This window comes from Vibrio sp. OY15 (assembly GCF_000742455.1).
In the GTDB taxonomy this organism is placed as follows: domain Bacteria; phylum Pseudomonadota; class Gammaproteobacteria; order Enterobacterales; family Vibrionaceae; genus Vibrio; species Vibrio alginolyticus.
In genome coordinates this window covers 227,335-243,773 of the sequence record NZ_JPIL01000003.1, presented here as the reverse complement: position 1 = coordinate 243,773, position 16,439 = coordinate 227,335, and the positions used below count along the sequence as shown (strand labels likewise).

General features: G+C 45.6%; 13 protein-coding genes. 6 read left to right on the top strand and 7 right to left on the bottom strand.

What is annotated here, in order from left to right; genetic code table 11:
- Positions 1-154: 154 nt before the first annotated feature.
- The 3 genes from IJ23_RS05035 to IJ23_RS05020 all read left to right on the top strand — a co-directional run bounded on the left by IJ23_RS05035 (position 155) and on the right by IJ23_RS05020 (position 2,900).
- On the top strand, positions 155-1,072 hold the full coding sequence (locus IJ23_RS05035; protein ID WP_005380000.1) for an ABC transporter ATP-binding protein: 918 nt from the start codon (positions 155-157) through the stop codon (positions 1,070-1,072).
- Entirely contained in the window at positions 1,073-1,843 is a 771-nt protein-coding gene (locus IJ23_RS05030; RefSeq protein WP_005386598.1) for an ABC transporter permease, read from the top strand.
- Between the two features lie 127 nt (positions 1,844-1,970).
- Positions 1,971-2,900, top strand: coding sequence for a Kdo(2)-lipid IV(A) acyltransferase (locus IJ23_RS05020; RefSeq protein WP_033905588.1), 930 nt, complete (start codon positions 1,971-1,973; stop codon positions 2,898-2,900).
- Between the two features lie 53 nt (positions 2,901-2,953).
- Here the strand turns inward: IJ23_RS05020 and panC are convergent, their stop codons facing one another.
- The 7 genes from panC to sfsA form a co-directional block, all read right to left on the bottom strand.
- On the bottom strand, positions 2,954-3,859 hold the full coding sequence (panC, locus tag IJ23_RS05015) for a pantoate--beta-alanine ligase (RefSeq protein WP_005380005.1): 906 nt from the start codon (positions 3,857-3,859) through the stop codon (positions 2,954-2,956).
- Positions 3,860-3,870: 11 nt separating this feature from the next.
- On the bottom strand, positions 3,871-4,665 hold the full coding sequence (panB, locus tag IJ23_RS05010) for a 3-methyl-2-oxobutanoate hydroxymethyltransferase (protein ID WP_005386592.1): 795 nt from the start codon (positions 4,663-4,665) through the stop codon (positions 3,871-3,873).
- Between the two features lie 24 nt (positions 4,666-4,689).
- Positions 4,690-5,175 (bottom strand): 2-amino-4-hydroxy-6-hydroxymethyldihydropteridine diphosphokinase, encoded by a 486-nt coding sequence (folK, locus tag IJ23_RS05005; RefSeq protein WP_017635910.1) that lies wholly within the window; start codon positions 5,173-5,175, stop codon positions 4,690-4,692.
- Positions 5,172-6,539, bottom strand: coding sequence for a polynucleotide adenylyltransferase PcnB (pcnB, locus tag IJ23_RS05000; protein ID WP_005386589.1), 1,368 nt, complete (start codon positions 6,537-6,539; stop codon positions 5,172-5,174). The genes folK and pcnB overlap by 4 nt, the downstream gene beginning before the upstream one ends.
- A 102-nt stretch (positions 6,540-6,641) precedes the next feature.
- A complete protein-coding gene (gene gluQRS, locus IJ23_RS04995; protein ID WP_005386586.1) occupies positions 6,642-7,505 on the bottom strand; it encodes a tRNA glutamyl-Q(34) synthetase GluQRS in 864 nt (287 codons plus the stop codon).
- 95 nt (positions 7,506-7,600) lie between these two features.
- Positions 7,601-8,047, bottom strand: coding sequence for an RNA polymerase-binding protein DksA (gene dksA, locus IJ23_RS04990; protein WP_005386584.1), 447 nt, complete (start codon positions 8,045-8,047; stop codon positions 7,601-7,603).
- A gap of 136 nt (positions 8,048-8,183) precedes the next feature.
- Complete coding sequence (gene sfsA, locus IJ23_RS04985) at positions 8,184-8,900, bottom strand: DNA/RNA nuclease SfsA (RefSeq protein WP_017635909.1); 717 nt, start codon at positions 8,898-8,900, stop codon at positions 8,184-8,186.
- Positions 8,901-8,966: 66 nt separating this feature from the next.
- Between sfsA and hrpB the strand changes: the two genes are divergently transcribed.
- From hrpB to IJ23_RS04970, 3 genes are all read left to right on the top strand, one after another.
- A complete protein-coding gene (gene hrpB / locus IJ23_RS04980; protein WP_033905587.1) occupies positions 8,967-11,435 on the top strand; it encodes an ATP-dependent helicase HrpB in 2,469 nt (822 codons plus the stop codon).
- Complete coding sequence (mrcB, locus tag IJ23_RS04975; protein WP_017820402.1) at positions 11,428-13,800, top strand: penicillin-binding protein 1B; 2,373 nt, start codon at positions 11,428-11,430, stop codon at positions 13,798-13,800. The genes hrpB and mrcB overlap by 8 nt, the downstream gene beginning before the upstream one ends.
- A 122-nt stretch (positions 13,801-13,922) precedes the next feature.
- The gene (locus IJ23_RS04970; RefSeq protein WP_033905586.1) at positions 13,923-16,253 is read left to right on the top strand and encodes a patatin-like phospholipase family protein; all 2,331 of its coding nucleotides are present in this window, start codon (positions 13,923-13,925) and stop codon (positions 16,251-16,253) included.
- The last annotated feature ends 186 nt before the right edge of the window (positions 16,254-16,439 follow it).

Below are 16,439 nucleotides of genomic sequence, written 5' to 3'. Positions count from 1 at the left end.
ATTTCCAATATTATCGAAAGGTTTATTTGTAATCATCGTTATTCAACGATAAACTGATGGACCTCCAATACGATACCCAAGGCGATTTTGTAGTAAACCGCTGCTAAATATGAGTCGGTATTAGTAATCACAAACAAACGGCAATCAAGACCTTATGTACGCATTAGAAATTGAACAACTGCGCAAGACGTATGCAGGTGGCTTTGAGGCGTTAAAAGGTATAAGTCTCCAAGTGAAAAAGGGTGACTTCTACGCGCTTCTGGGTCCCAATGGTGCAGGAAAATCGACCACGATTGGCATCATCTCCTCCTTAGTGAATAAAACCTCCGGAACGACGAAAGTTTTCGGTTATGACATTGATACCGACCTCGAATTGGCCAAGCAGAATTTAGGCTTGGTGCCACAAGAGTTCAACTTCAACCAGTTTGAAACCGTTGAGCAAATTGTGATGCAGCAAGCTGGCTATTACGGTGTGTCTAAAGTGTTAGCCAAAGAAAGAGCAGAAAAATACCTGAAAAAATTGGATTTATGGGAAAAACGCCAAGAGCGTGCTCGTAACCTATCCGGTGGGATGAAGCGTCGTTTAATGATCGCAAGAGCTTTGATGCACGAGCCGCAATTACTCATTTTAGATGAACCAACGGCTGGAGTGGATATTGAACTACGCCGCTCAATGTGGGGGTTTCTGAAAGAGATCAACCAAGAGCAAGGAATTACGATTATTTTAACGACACACTACCTAGAAGAAGCGGAGATGCTGTGTCGAAATATCGGCATTATTAATCGTGGTGAGCTGATTGAAAATACCACCATGAAGGCGTTACTAGGTAAGCTAAGCGTCGAGACATTTATCTTGGATATTGAGTCAGAAGTCGAGGTGCCTGAGCTTGAAGGTGTTAATCGACAAAGTATTGTTGATGGCTCTTTAGAGATAGAACTAGATAAAAGCCAAGGATTGAATTCGGTATTCAGTCAGTTAACAGAGCATGGCATTAAAGTTCTCTCAATGCGTAACAAAGCCAACCGACTTGAAGAGTTGTTTGTCAGCATTGTAAGAGAGGGGAGTAATTAAATGTACGGTTTATATTGGACGGCATTTCGCAGCTTGCTGAGCAAAGAAGTCACTCGCTTTACACGTATTTGGGTGCAAACCTTAGTGCCGCCAGCCATTACGATGACGTTGTACTTCATCATTTTCGGTAATCTTATTGGCTCTCGAATTGGTGAGATGAGCGGCTTTAGTTACATGGAGTACATTGTTCCAGGTTTGATCATGATGTCGGTGATCACCAACTCATACTCGAATGTTGCGTCTTCATTCTTTAGTGCAAAGCTACAGAAGAATATTGAAGAACTGCTGGTGGCCCCGGTACCAAACTATGTGATTATTGCTGGCTACGTGATGGGCGGTGTTACTCGAGGTTTGTTGGTCGGTGCAATTGTTACTTGTGTGTCACTTTTGTTCGTTGATTTGCAAGTGGAGCACTGGGGCATTATTGTCGCGACTGTCTTCATGACGTCGGTGGTATTTGCTCTCGGTGGCTTGATCAATGCGGTTTACGCAAAAACATTTGATGATATTTCGATCATCCCTACGTTTGTATTGACTCCTCTAACTTACTTGGGAGGAGTCTTTTATTCGATTAGTCTTCTGCCTGAATTTTGGCAAGGCGTTTCTAAGATCAACCCAATCGTCTACATGGTGAATGCGTTTCGCTACGGCTTTTTAGGTGTCTCGGATGTGGGCATTGTCACTTCATTTAGTGTACTTGCAGTGTTTGTTGTTGCACTGTATGCCATTGCGCATTATCTAGTAACCAAAGGGATTGGCCTAAGAAGCTAAGCCATTCTCATAAAGCAAAGAGCGGCGATTCACGCTGCTCTTTCGCGTGCATAACAATACATACCCATACAATTTTTCGGTTTTTATCATGGTAGGTTTCAATCATTTGTAATAAATGAGTGATCCTATGAATATTGTCCCGCTGCCGCCTTTCTCCTATCAGTTACTTAAGCCCAAATATTGGTCTGTATGGCTGGCATTTGGATCTTTAGCGATTCTTGTTAATGTACTGCCATACGTAGTATTGCGAATCTTAGGTAGAAGCATCGGCTGTATTGCGATGCATGTAATGAAGCGCCGACACAAGATCGCTCTGCGTAATCTCCAGCTGTGTTTCCCTGATTTTACGGATTGGCAATGTAAGGACGTAGTACGAAAAAACTTTCAATATACTGGAATGGCGATCATCGAAACCGGTATCGCTTGGTTTTGGCCAGATTGGCGGATACGTCGGATAACCTCTATTGTTGGAAAAGATCGTTTACTCGCTGAGGAAAAGAATGGACGTGGTGTGTTGGTGGTGTGCAGTCACCATTTAAACTTGGAGATAACCGCTCGTATTTTTAGCCAGTTTGCCCAAGGTTATGGCGTTTATCGCCCAAATTCGAATCCTGCTTATGAGTTTATTCAACATCGAGGTCGAACTCGTTTTGGACATCAAATGATTGACCGAAAAGACGTGAAATCAATGCTCAAAGTTCTGAAAAATGGTCATCGACTTTGGTATTTGCCCGACCATGATTATGGCGTTAGCCATTCTGTTTTTGCGCCGTTTTTTGCTGTTGAACAAGCGGCGAGTACCGTCGGGTCTGGTGTTCTCATTGATGCAACAAAGTGCGCGGTTATATCTGGCGTTACAGTGAGTAAAAATCACCATTACACGCTGTACATTGGAAAAGACATTAGCGAGCGTTTCGAGAGACGTAATGCGGTTAAAGCGGCAAGCATCTTGAACCAAGAGCTTGAGAAAATGATAAAACGTGATATTCCAGCGTGGATGTGGCTGCACAAGCGGTTTAAAACTCGCCCTGAAGGGTTAGATTGCGTCTATACGTAGAGTATAAAAAAGGTCGACTAAGAGTCGACCTTTTTACTTTTATGACTCAGAGCTTACTCTGCGCTCTCTGAGTTTGTATTGTTAGATTCAGCTTCTTCCTTCGCTTCGACAACCATATCTACCGTTTGGTTATCGATAAGACGAGCTTTGCCTAGGAACGCAGACATCAGAATGACAGCTTGTGTCGTTTCTGGTGTGATCACTTGTAATGTACGAGCATCACGAATGAAGATCTCATCAGGGTGCAGACCTGCAGCTCGAAGTTGGTCGCTTGCATCTTCGATGATCGATGCGTAGTCATCGCGGCCACCGCGAATGGCACTGCTGATCCAACGCATTGTACGAGCAAGTACAGGCGCACGTTGACGCTCGTCCAGCGTAAGCAAGCCATTGCGTGAACTCATTGCTAAACCGTCCATTTCACGTACGGTTGGTACACCGATGATTTCAATGTCCATTGCTAGGTCATCAACCATCTTGCGGATAACAGCAAGTTGTTGGAAGTCCTTCTCGCCGAAGCACGCGACATCCGGTTGTACGATGTTAAACAGCTTATTCACAATCGTCGTCACGCCACGGAAATGACCTGGTCGAGACGCGCCTTCGAGAATTGTTGATAGGCCAGGGACATCGACGAAGGTTTGCTTATCCAGACCTTCAGGGTAGATAACTTCTGGTGTTGGCGTAAATACCACATCGACCCCTTCAGAGGTTAACTTGCTTAAGTCTTCCTCTAGCGTGCGTGGGTAATTATTTAAATCGTCTGCACGATCAAACTGCATCGGATTAACAAAGATGCTTACGACAACGATATCAGCGTATTCGCGTGCTTTACGCACTAAAGTTAAGTGGCCTTCGTGAAGGTTGCCCATGGTAGGGACAAACGCCACTTTACGACCTTCACGTTTAAAGGTTTTAAGGTGTTCACGAACTGCTGAGATTTCCGCAAAAGTTTGCATGCATTTATCCTCTAGGCAATGGTATGAGCGTCGTCTGGGAATACACCGTTGGCTACATCTTCAATGTATTTAGTAACGGCTTTGCGCATATCACCTGTTTCAGCAAGAAAGTTTTTGGAGAATTTCGGCATGTAGTTGGCAGAAATACCAAACATATCATGCATTACGAGAATTTGACCATCTGTTACGTTACCTGCACCAATACCGATAACAGGAACGTCAAGCACTTGCGTAATACGTTCAGCAAGCTCAGCTGGTACGCATTCTAGTAAGACGATTTGAGCGCCTGCTTCTTGCAGCGCTAATGCGTCTTTTACCATGCGGTCTGCTTTTTCTTGATCGCGACCTTGGATTTTGTAACCACCAAAAATATTAACAGCTTGAGGAGTTAAACCAAGATGAGCACAAACTGGAACTGATCGTTCAGTGAGCATTTTCACCGTGTCGACAAGCCAGTCACCACCTTCAATTTTTACCATATTGGCACCAGCACGCATCAGTTTAGCCGCATTTTCGCAAGCTTGCTCTGGGGTGGTGTAGCTCATGAATGGCATGTCTGCCATCAACAAACAATTTGGGCTACCAGCGCGTACGCAACGAGTATGGTAAGCGATATCATCGACCGTTACTGGTAGAGTATCGTTGTGACCTTGCAAAACCATACCTAGAGAATCACCGACAAGAAGTACTGGCATTTCTTGGCTTTCAAACAGTTGGGCAAAGCTCGCATCATAAGCGGTTGAAGTAGCAAATTTACGACCTTCTTGCTTCCACTTGATTAGGTCGTTGATGGTCATTTTTTTCATGGTTTTATCCTTACTAGGAGTTGGCTATGACTGCCAGATACTGAGGCCGTTTCTATCTACTTGTTCCAGTAGTTCAGAGACCTCGGTCCCATCAGGGAGTTGTAAACTTGGTGCAATTTCCGCAAGAGGGTAGAGTACGAATTCACGCTCTTTCATTCCATAATGAGGAACGATCAGCCTCTCGGAATTAATCACCTCATTGCCATAAAGCACAATGTCGAGGTCCAAGGTTCTTGGTCCCCAGCGTTCGTCTTTACGGACACGCCCTTGTTCTTGCTCTATAGCTTGTGTGCAATTGAGCAATTCAATAGGCGTCAAACTGGTGTTAATAGACACAACCGCATTGATGTAATCCGGTTGGTTTTGTGGCCCCATTGGCGTGCTGCTGTATAGCGAAGAAGCTTGAACAAACTCTGATTTAGGCAGCGTTTTTAATGCTTCAATCGCTTGCTTCGCTTGGCTGACAGGATCCGCCAAGTTACTGCCTACCGCAATGTACGCTGTAATCATGATTTGGGCTTACTCTTTTTCTTGCGATAAGTTTTACGGCGGCGCTGGCCTGTTTTCGGTGATTGACCGTCTAAGTCGGCAGCCATTGCTTGACGCATTTCTCGGCCTGCATTTTGAAAAGTTTCCCACCACTTGGCAAGCTTCTGAGTGTCACCACCTTCAATTTCACCGCGCATTTCAAGAAAATCAAAGCCAGCTCTAAATTTATTGAGCTCCATAAGACGGAATGCACGTTTACCGTTACGTCGTGGAAGACGAAGCTGTAACTGCCAAATCTCGCGAATGGTTGCGGTGTGGCGTCTTGGAATGGCAATTGTGCGAACTTGCTCGTCAAGAATGATGTTGCTCGCTTCCATAATGGCGTCGTAATGGCCTAAGTTGCGCTCTTCCATCAGTTCATCGGCTTTCGCACACAGTGGGTACCACAGCATTGCAGCAAACATAAATGCTGGATTGATGCGTTTCCCATCTTCGATGCGCATGTCGGTAGAATCTAGGACAAGATCCAACATCTGCTCAGTGTGAGAGGAGTAATCTTCTGTAAAGTGCGCTGCAATCGTCGGGAATAGTTGCTGGAATAGGTTGTACTCACGCAGTAGGTGGTAGGTTTCTAAGCCATGACCGGATTGCAATAATTTGAGTGACTCTTCAAAAAGACGCGCTGACGGAATGTCACCGAGCAACGGTGCCATGTGTTCGATTGGCGCTGCGGTGTCTTCTTCAATATCAAAGTCTAGTTTTACCGCGAAACGAACCGCACGCAGCATGCGCACAGGGTCTTCACGGTAGCGTGTTTCTGGATCACCAATCAGTCGAATTAGGCGATCTTCTAAATCTTCAATACCACGTGCGTAGTCGTGAATCGAGTAATCTGCGATGTTGTAGTACATCGAGTTAATCGTGAAATCACGGCGCTCAGCATCTTCATCGATGGTGCCGTAGACGTTGTCACGCAGCAGCATACCCTCTTTTGATTGCTGAGAAATGCTCTTATTCTTTTGCTCTTGGTGGTGACCACGGAATGTCGCAACCTCAATGATGTCTCGGCCAAACATAATATGAGCCAAGCGGAAGCGGCGACCAATCAAACGGCAGTTACGAAATAGCTGTTTGATCTGTTCCGGCGTTGCGTTGGTCGCAATGTCAAAATCTTTTGGTTTTTGTCCAAGCAGTAAGTCTCGAACCCCGCCACCCACAAGAAAAGCATCGAAACCAGCACCATTTAGGCGGTACAGTACCTTCAGCGCATTATCACTGATCTGCTTACGCGAAATGTTGTGCTCTTCACGAGTTATTACATTGAGAGCGAGCTCTGGAATTGTGGCAGGTTCGCTTGGTGTATAGTCGTTTGTATTCATGTGCATCTGGCAATAACTGGGTTTAATCCAATCTTGCTTTGGTTAGTTTTATACGCCTCTAGGGCCTAATTTGCGGCTAATGATAGCCTACACAATGCCATTTGAGAATCACGGTGTGATCTCGATCTCTGCTGGAAGCTGTTCCAAGCGCCAGTTTTCGCAGCCCCAACGAAGAATATCTTCTATGTTGGCCGCCCTTACGGTTTCAGGTATCTCGAAACCTAAAAATGTCATGGCGCGCAATAGAGTAGGTTTTGGTGTATCTATATCAATAGCCGTCGCGTGATTTTGTTTCGACAATTTATTGCCGTTGTTGTCCATCGCCAATGGTAAATGCAAGTAGCTAACTTCAGGCTGACCAAGTATTTGGTACAGGCTAATTTGACGCCCTGTCGGCTCGATTAAGTCTGCACCTCGCACGACTTCTGTGACGCCTTGGTCGATGTCGTCCAATACTACCGCAAGATTATAAGCAAATAATCCATCTCGACGTTTAATAATGAAATCTTCATTAACGAGTTGCTCTGGAATAGTAATGGTTCCCCGCTTTTGGTCGAGGAAATGAGCGACAGGCTTGGTCATTTTTAGGCGAATCGCGCCGTCTTTCAAGTTTTTATCGCGGCAAGTGCCAGGATAAAAACCGCCATGCTCTTTAATTTGCTTACGAGTACATTGGCAATAATAGGCTTCCCCATTTTCGAGCCATTTGTTTATTTGAGCTTGGTAAAGGTCGTGACGTTCGCTCTGGTATACCACTTCTCCATCCCAATGCAGCTGATAGGCCTTGAGTGCCTCTAGGATAAGTTGCGCTGCACCTGGCATTTCTCTTGGTGGGTCTAAGTCCTCAATACGTACTAACCAAGCTCCGTTTTGTGCTTTCGCTTGAAAATAACTGCCAAGAGCGGCAATCAGTGAACCAAAATGCAGTGGACCAGAAGGAGATGGGGCGAATCGACCTACATAGCGTGTCATGCGTGTATCTCGAATTTAGTAAACAAATAGGGTGCGAAGATAGCCAAAACAAAAAGGGAGCCTGAGCTCCCTTCAACAATCATAATGCTGGGTGATTAACCTTGCATTTGCTTCTCTTTGATTTCTGCAAGTGTTTTACAGTCAATACAAAGGTCAGCGGTTGGACGTGCTTCAAGACGGCGAACGCCAATCTCTACGCCACAAGACTCACAGAAGCCAAAATCGTCTTCTTTGATTTTATCCAAAGTCTTTTCAATCTTCTTGATCAAACGGCGTTCGCGGTCACGGTTACGCAGTTCTAGGCTGAACTCTTCCTCTTGAGAGGCGCGGTCAACTGGATCTGGGAAGTTTGCTGCTTCGTCCTGCATGTGGTGAACAGTACGATCCACTTCAGCTCTTAGCTGGTCGCGCCAAGCTGTTAAGATTTTCGTAAAGTGTTCAACCTGCTCTGGTGACATGTACTCTTCACCAGGTTTTTCCTGATATGGCTCCACGCCGGCAATGGCTAGGATGCCTATCGTTTTCTTCTTTGATTCTGGCATACAGCATCTCCTACTTACACCTAGTCAACTGCTACGCAGTCAATTTAAGGCGGGTATCTATAGCAAAAAGAGGCGGTGCAAGCAAATACTGAATCGCAAAGTTATCGTCAATGTGAAGACGACATCATTTTTTCTCTTAATTGATAAAATCAATAGCGGAAATCAGCTTCATTCCAGTATCGCTCAGTTCAGCTTTGTAGCAGAGAACTTCCACTCCAGCGTCTTGTGCTTGTTTGAGTAATAGTGAATATTTCGCGTCTATATGGTGCGCCGCGGATACTTTTTCAATACCTGAATGTAAAACAGTGAATAAAAGTATGGCTCTACTTCCATTTTGTGCCATTTCTGTGAGCTCTCTCAGGTGTTTTTGTCCCCGAGTCGTGACCGCATCTGGGAAGTATCCTTGTCCAGTAGAGTCGGTCTCATCAAGAAGAGTGACGCTTTTCACTTCTATATAGCACTTTGGCTTGTCGTCTGCGCTGAGCAAGATATCAATTCGGCTATTTTCATTGCCGTATTTCACCTCAGTTTGAAGTGTGTCATAACCACAAAGCTCTGAAATGACATTATTTTCAATAGCCTCTACGGCTAATTGATTGGCGCGCGCGGTATTGATACAAATACGGTGGCCTTGTTCGGTTTCACTCAACTCCCAACTATTGGGGTATTTTCGTTTCGGGTTGTCGGAAGTAGAAAACCAAACTTTGTTTCCGGGCGTTGCACAACCCGTCATTGCACCTGTATTTGCGCAGTGGATTGTACGGATTTCACCAGTATCGAGCTCGATATCGGCAAGAAAGCGTTTATAGCGTTTGAGTAGAGTGGCGGACTCTAAAGCGGGTGTGAAATGCATTTGCTTATTTAGACAAAAAATTTTTTATGTACAATGTTGCCACCATTACACCATAAGGTATTTCCTTTGTCACAATTGCCGATTGAAGCCGTGATGCCTGAGTTGCTGACGGCGGTCAAAAATCAACATCAAGTGATCTTAAAAGCGGCGCCTGGTGCCGGTAAGTCGACTTACTTCCCTTTGCAGTTACTCTTAAATCATTCGGTTGCTGGAAAAATTATCATGCTTGAGCCAAGACGACTCGCGGTGCGTAACATTGCCCGTTATCTTGCTGAGCAATTGGGAGAGCAAGTAGGTCAACGCGTGGGTTATCGAGTCCGTGGTGAGGCAAAGGTAAGCTCAGCAACGCAGCTGGAGATCGTAACCGAAGGGATTATGACTCGGATGATCCAAACAGACCCGGAGTTGGATGGGGTTGATCTACTGATCTTTGATGAGTTTCATGAACGCAGCATTCATGCCGATACCGCTTTGGCATTCAGTTTAGAAGTTCAAGAGGCATTGCGAGACGATCTCAAGCTGGTGGTAATGTCGGCAACGCTTGACCAACAAGCATTACAATCGTTGTTGCCAGAAGCCAGTTACATTGAATCTGAAGGGCGCAGCTTTGATGTGGCAATGCGCTACCAGCCGTTAGGTGTGAACGAGCATTTACCTACGAGTATGGCAAAAACAATAGAAAGTCTTATGAACAAAGAGTCTGGATCTTTGTTAGCTTTCCTACCGGGTGTTGGTGCCATAAAACAAATTGAAGAGCGGTTGTCTCATTTAGCGGATGATATCGACGTATGCCCACTTTATGCTCAACTGAGCTTTGCAGATCAACAAAAAGCGATTACGCCAGCAGAACAAGGTAAGCGTAAAGTCGTTCTAGCGACCAACATTGCAGAAACTTCACTAACGATTGAAGGCATTCGCCTCGTCGTTGATTCTGGGTTAGAGCGTATTGCCCGCTTTGATTTGAAAAACGGTTTAACACGCTTAGAGCAAACACGCATTGCACAGTCTTCAGCGATTCAGCGTGCAGGACGAGCGGGACGAATAGAAGAGGGCATTTGTGTTCGTCTTTATTCTGAAAGCCAGTTCAAGCAGCAACCGCTGGTTCCCCTACCCGAAATTTTGCATTCCGATTTGGCTAGTTTAGTTATGGAGCTTGCCTTTTGGGGAACGGGTGATATCCACGATCTAAAGTGGCTTGATGTTCCCGCTAATGCGTCATTGGAACAAGCGAAGCAGCTATTGGTGTCATTGGGACTACTGACGGAAAAAGGGCAATTAACGTCCGAAGGAAAACAGGCGCATGAACTAGGCGTTGAGCCTCGTGCGGCTGCGATGCTAATTAAAGCGCTATCTTACAGTGATAATATGTTAAATGCTGCTTTGGCGGCGGTCGCACTGATTGAAGAGCCAGAGAGAAATGTTACCAATATCGCTCATAGCTTGCATCGTTGGCTTGTTGGTACTCATCCAAAAAAGTCGATGTTGTTCAAGCGTGCTCAATCTCTGGCGTACAAATTGGATACGGTATTTGACCTGAAAGGCGTGGATGAAGATGCATTACCGCTGGTGTTAAGTTTGGCATTTCCAGATCGCATTGCGCAGCAGCGCACAAATCAATTTGGGCGATTTACTTTGGCTAATGGTCATGGTGCAGAATGTCATCAGGAAGACATGCTAGGTGGCTGTGAGTATTTGGTTGCCGTTGACTTAATGCGTTCTCATTCTAATTCAAGTCAAATTCATTCGGCATGTGAATTGGATGTCAATATATTGCGAACGACCTTTGATACGCTATTTTCGTCTGAAGAAGTAGTGGACTGGGATGAAAAAAGAGGCCGTCTAATAGCTGAGCGACAAACAAAACTCGGTCTGCTGGTCGTTGAACGCGAGCCGTTGCCAAGCCCGGGCAAAGAAAAAATGACACAAGCTTTACTCACGTATGTCCGCCGCCAGGGCTTACAGAGTCTAAACTGGACACCGGCAGCGGAGAGCTTGTTGGCTCGGATTCGTTGTGCGGTGGAATGGTTACCTGAGCAGTCATGGCCAGTGTTTGATGAAGCCAGTTTGCTGGATTCATTAGAGGAGTGGTTAGAACCATACATGACGTCTGTCAGCTCGGTTAAAGACCTGAGCAAGATAAACTTGGTCGAAGCGCTTAATGCTCGATTAGGTTGGCCTCTCAATCAACAACTGGATGAATGGTTACCTGAGCATTACCAACTACCCACAGGTTCAAAGAAGCGTATCCGTTACCAATATGGCCACGAGCCGATATTATCGGTGCGTATGCAAGAAGTATTTGGGGAGAGTGGTTCCCCAACGGTGGCTCTTGGCCGCAAGCGTTTGGTGCTTGAACTGCTTTCACCGGCACAACGTCCATTGCAAGTAACGTCGGACTTGGCGGCTTTCTGGAACGGAAGCTACAAAGACGTTCAAAAAGAGATGAAAGGGCGCTACCCAAAACACGTTTGGCCAGATGATCCTGCCAATCATGTAGCAACAACGAAAACAAAAAGACAATTGAATAATGACTGACAGCAAGAAGCCTAGCGCGAAAAAAGCGCCAGCGAAGAAAAGTACAACCAATAAAGGAGCCGCAAAACAGACTCGACGTACGCCGAGTAAAAAGCCGACTAACGAGAAACGTTCGTGGTTGAAAGTTCTGTGGTCGTTTAGCTGGAAAGCTGGCGTTGCACTTGCCGCTGTTTTGCTGTTTGTTGGGATTTACTTAGATAGTGTGGTGAAAGAACGCTTTGAAGGCCAGCTGTTTGAGCTGCCAACGGTGGTTTATGCCCGTATCTTGAATCTAAGCCCTGGTGAGAATATCACCATCCAAGAACTGCGCAACGAGCTAGATGTGTTGAATTACCGTAAAGTGAGTCAACCTCGTTACCCAGGCGAATATTCCTCTTCTTCCACTCGGATTGAATTGATTCGTCGTCCATTCGAGTTTGCCGATGGTCCCGAGCCAGATCGTCACATTATGCTGCATTTCTCTGATTCCGGTTTGCAACGTATTCAGTCTTTAGAATCTCGAGGAGACCTTGGTTACTTGCGCCTAGAACCGAAGATGTTGGGCATGCTGGAGAAAGACCGTGATGAACAGCGCCTTTTCTTACGTCGTGATCAGTTCCCTGAAATTTTGGTGGATGCACTGCTTGCGACCGAAGACCGGGATTTTTATCAACATGACGGGGTGTCACCGCTCGCGATTGCACGTGCATTGGTTGCGAACATTAAGGCGGGTCGTACTGTTCAAGGTGGTAGTACGCTGACTCAGCAATTGGCAAAAAACCTGTTTTTGACTCGTGATAAAACACTGTGGCGTAAAGTTCGAGAAGCGTATATCGCGCTAATCTTGGATTACCGTTACAGCAAAGATCGTATCTTAGAAGCCTACCTAAACGAAGTGTACCTAGGTCAAAGTGGAGGTGAAGCGATCCACGGGTTTGGCTTGGCGTCGCGTTACTATTTTGGGCAGCCAATTCAGGAGTTGCGAATCGATCAACTGGCGATGTTAGTTGGGATGGTAAAAGGACCGTCTTACTACAACCCAATTCGTTACCCTGAGAGAACGAAAGAGCGTCGTGATCTCGTTCTGCGCCTGTTAATGCAGCAAAACATGTTGACTTCAGAGCAGTATGAACAAGCTGTAAGTCGTCCACTCGATACGCAAAGCAAGCCACGTATTGCGAGCCGTCAGCCAGCTTATTTCCAACAATTGAGCATTGAATTAAAAGAAAAAGTTGGGGAGCGATTTAAAGCAGAGACCGGACTGCGCGTATTTACGTCTCTGGACCCAGTATCGCAAAGCAAAATGGAACAAGCTATCGCGAAAAAGATCCCAGAACTAGCTAAACGGGGTGGTAAAGAGTTAGAAGCCGCTGCTGTGGCCGTTGATCGCCATAGTGGTGAAATCCGTGCGATGGTTGGTGGTAAACGTGTCGGTTATGAAGGCTTTAACCGCGCGCTCAATGCCAGTCGTCCGATTGGTTCTTTAGTGAAACCAGCGATTTACTTAACGGCTCTAGAACAACCGGATAAATACAACCTAGGCACGACGCTACACGACACGCCGTTAAGTCTGAAGAGCAGTAAAGGTAACGTGTGGACGCCGCGCAACTACGATAGAAAATATCGTGGTGATGTGCCACTTTACATTGCTTTAGCGAAATCACTTAACGTACCAACCGTGCGCTTAGGTATGGCACTTGGCATTCCTGAAGTCTCCAATACTTTAGAGCGTTTGGGCGTGAACAAAGACGAAATTCGCCCAGTGCCTTCGATGTTTTTGGGTTCGTTTTCTTTGACGCCATTCGAAGTCGCACAGATGTATCAGACTCTGACGAATTCAGGTAAGCGTGCAAAACTGACCGCTCTGCGCTCAGTCATGGATATGGAAGGTAATGTGCTGTATCAATCCTTGCCTCGTTCATCAAGAGCCGTGGATGAACAAGCAGCATGGCTAACGACCTACGCGATGAAACAAGGGGTTGCTCAAGGCACTGGCCGCTTCTTACAAAGCCAGTTTGGTTGGGCTGCATTGGCAGGAAAAACGGGTACCAGTAATGATAACCGCGATAGTTGGTTTGTCGGTGTTGATGGTCGTGAGGTGACGACAATTTGGCTAGGCCGCGACGATAATAAACCCGTGAATCTAACGGGGTCGAGTGGTGCATTACGAGTGTACGCAGAGTACTTGAAGCAGCGTATTCCTGAGCGCTTAGAGCTCCCATGGCCAAGAGAAATCACCACATTAGGGTTCAAGCCTACATCTGATGGAGGTTTAGAAATGAACTGCCGTAGTGATTACAAACTGCCGGTTTGGGATAAAACCGGTCAGATAAAGCAACAGTGTGAGAAGAAATCAAACTGGTTAAATAGCATATTTGATTGGTAGCATCGCCAAATCAACAACATTAGCTTGTTTATCTGATTAATTCTTAGTACATATTAGGGCGTGTTAGTACAGTACTGCTAGCACGCCCTACTTGATCAGATATTCAATAAAGGAAGAAGTGAATGTTCAAAAAGCTGTTATCAAGCCCATCGGTTCGCAACTTTGCGCTTTGGGTTAGTACCTTTTTGATGATCACTCCTTCTGTTTCCCTCGCAAACTCTCTAACAAAAACGGATGACTTGGAACCTCGACCAAAGGTGGCGGTTGTGCTAGCTGGTGGCGGAGCGAAAGGGGCGGCACACATTGGGGTTTTAAAAGCATTGGAAGAAATGCAGATCCCTGTCGATATTGTGACCGGTACCAGTATGGGCGCCTATGTGGGTGGGCTCTATGCCACGGGGATGAGTGCTGATGAAATTGAGAGTTTTATCTACACCGTCGATTGGGGCAGCGGTTATCGAGATCGTGTTGACCGTAGCCAACGTCGAGTTCGTGACAAAGAGTATGAAGACCGCTATCAAATTAATACCGATCTCGGCTTAAGGTTCGGTGAGGTACGAGCACCAACGGGTGTGGTGCAAGGCCAGAACATGTTGCGAGTATTGCGTGAGACTACAGGGAACTTAGGGCGATTCGATTCTTTTGATGAGCTTGCCATTCCTTATCGTTCTGTTGCGACAGATATTCTTGCCCTAGAAGAAGTCGTACTGGGCAATGGTTACCTTGTGGACGCCATGATGGCTAGCATGTCTGTACCAGGAGCGCTTCCTCCCTATAAGCTCAATGGCCATATGCTTGTCGATGGCGGTGTCGTCAATAACATGCCTGTCGATGTGGCTCGCGCCATGGGGGCTGATGTCGTTATTGCCGTCGATATTAGCACCGACTACAAAACCGAAGATGAATTTACGGGGCTGTTTACTGTCGCGGACCAACTCTCTAACTATCTCGTTCGTCGTAGTACACAACAGCAAGTGGACGAGCTTGAACCTCAAGATATCTATATTCGTCCCAATGTGGGCACCATGGAAACCGTCGAGTTCGACAAAATGCCTTGGGCTTTTCAAGCTGGGTACGATATTACCAAGCAATTAAAAGACAAGCTGAAAGAGTTACGCTTGTCCAACGCGGACTATCAAAAATACATCGATCGCAAACAAGAAGTTCGTAAAACTTTGATTTATGGCGATCAGCGTGTGGTTGATGATATTGTGATTGTAAATAACACGCACTACAGCGATGTGCTATTGACGAATCGTATTGAACTAGAAACCGGACGTCGTATTTCAACGGCCGAAATTGAGAAAGCCGTTGAAAACCTCTACGCGTTAGATAGGTTCGAGCTCATCACTTATCACTTTGAAGAGGTGGATGGTGAGACATTGTTGGTTTTTGATGTTAACGAGAAGTCGTGGGGGCCTAATTATCTCAACTTCCGATTTTTTCTTGAAGATGACTTCGATACAGATAGCCAGTACGGCATAGGAATATCGACCAACTTTACCAATTTAAACTCTCATGGCGCGGAGTTGGCGTTCAACGTAGAAATGGGCACGGATAAGCTGATTGAAGCTGAGTTGTATTCCCCTGTTTTATCTAGCCAAGAACTTTTTGTATCGGGGCGAATTTCCTATGGTAGTGAGAGCCGAAACTTACCTTTAACAGAGCCTCAAGCACCAGATTTAGAGTCAGTAAATGACTTTTTTCCGGTCACTTACGATGATTTTACAACAGAGTTAGCGATAGGTATCCAACCCACATTGTGGCAAGAACTTCGATTTGGCGCTCGCTACTCAACCGGAGATATTGAGCTTTCTACTTTGGCTTCTGCTGGTAAATTGGATTTTGAACGTCGTGGCCTGTTTGCCAATTATCGCCTAGATACACTTGATGATTTCGCATTTCCGACTCGTGGGCTTTTAGTCGATCTCGAATATTTAGTGTCTCATGATCAAAGTCCTCAAGGCGTTAGCCTTTTAGAAACTGACAAAATTATTGAAGATACCGTTTATGAAATCTCTGCACGATTTAAAGGTGCAGTGAGTCATCAGCGTCATACTTTAGTCGGACATGCTGAATATAGTTTTGTAGAGAGTAAAAACTCATCTTTACCGCTTGATCCCAGAGAGTTGGGCGGCTTCTTAAGCCTATCGGGAATCCCAAGAAATAGCCTGATCGGACAGAACTTATTTTTCAGCAGTTTGGTGTACCGATATAAGTGGTTTGATAATGATTTCGGATTGTTTGAAGCTCCAGTCTACCTGGGCGCATCGGTCGAATATGGCGGTGTTTGGTCTGATAATGATCTGAAACTAAACGAAGCGCCGCTTTACAATGCTGGCTCCATCTTCTTTGGTGTTGACTCACCAATAGGACCAATAATGTTGGCATACGGTCGTACCGAGCAAGATTTGGATGCTGTGTATTTGATCGTAGGAACATCGTTTAATTAATCGGGTATGAGAAAGCAAAAACTTGGCATATTTGGTCAAAATTAGCAGAACTTTAGTCGTAAGTTGCTATGTTGGTCAAAATGATAAGATTTTAATTTAAGGTTAAATTTGCTATTATTTTGCCCACAGTTTGGCCTCTACGGCGCTGTTTCTCAATCATAATTGAATGAAAACAAGGGCAATGGA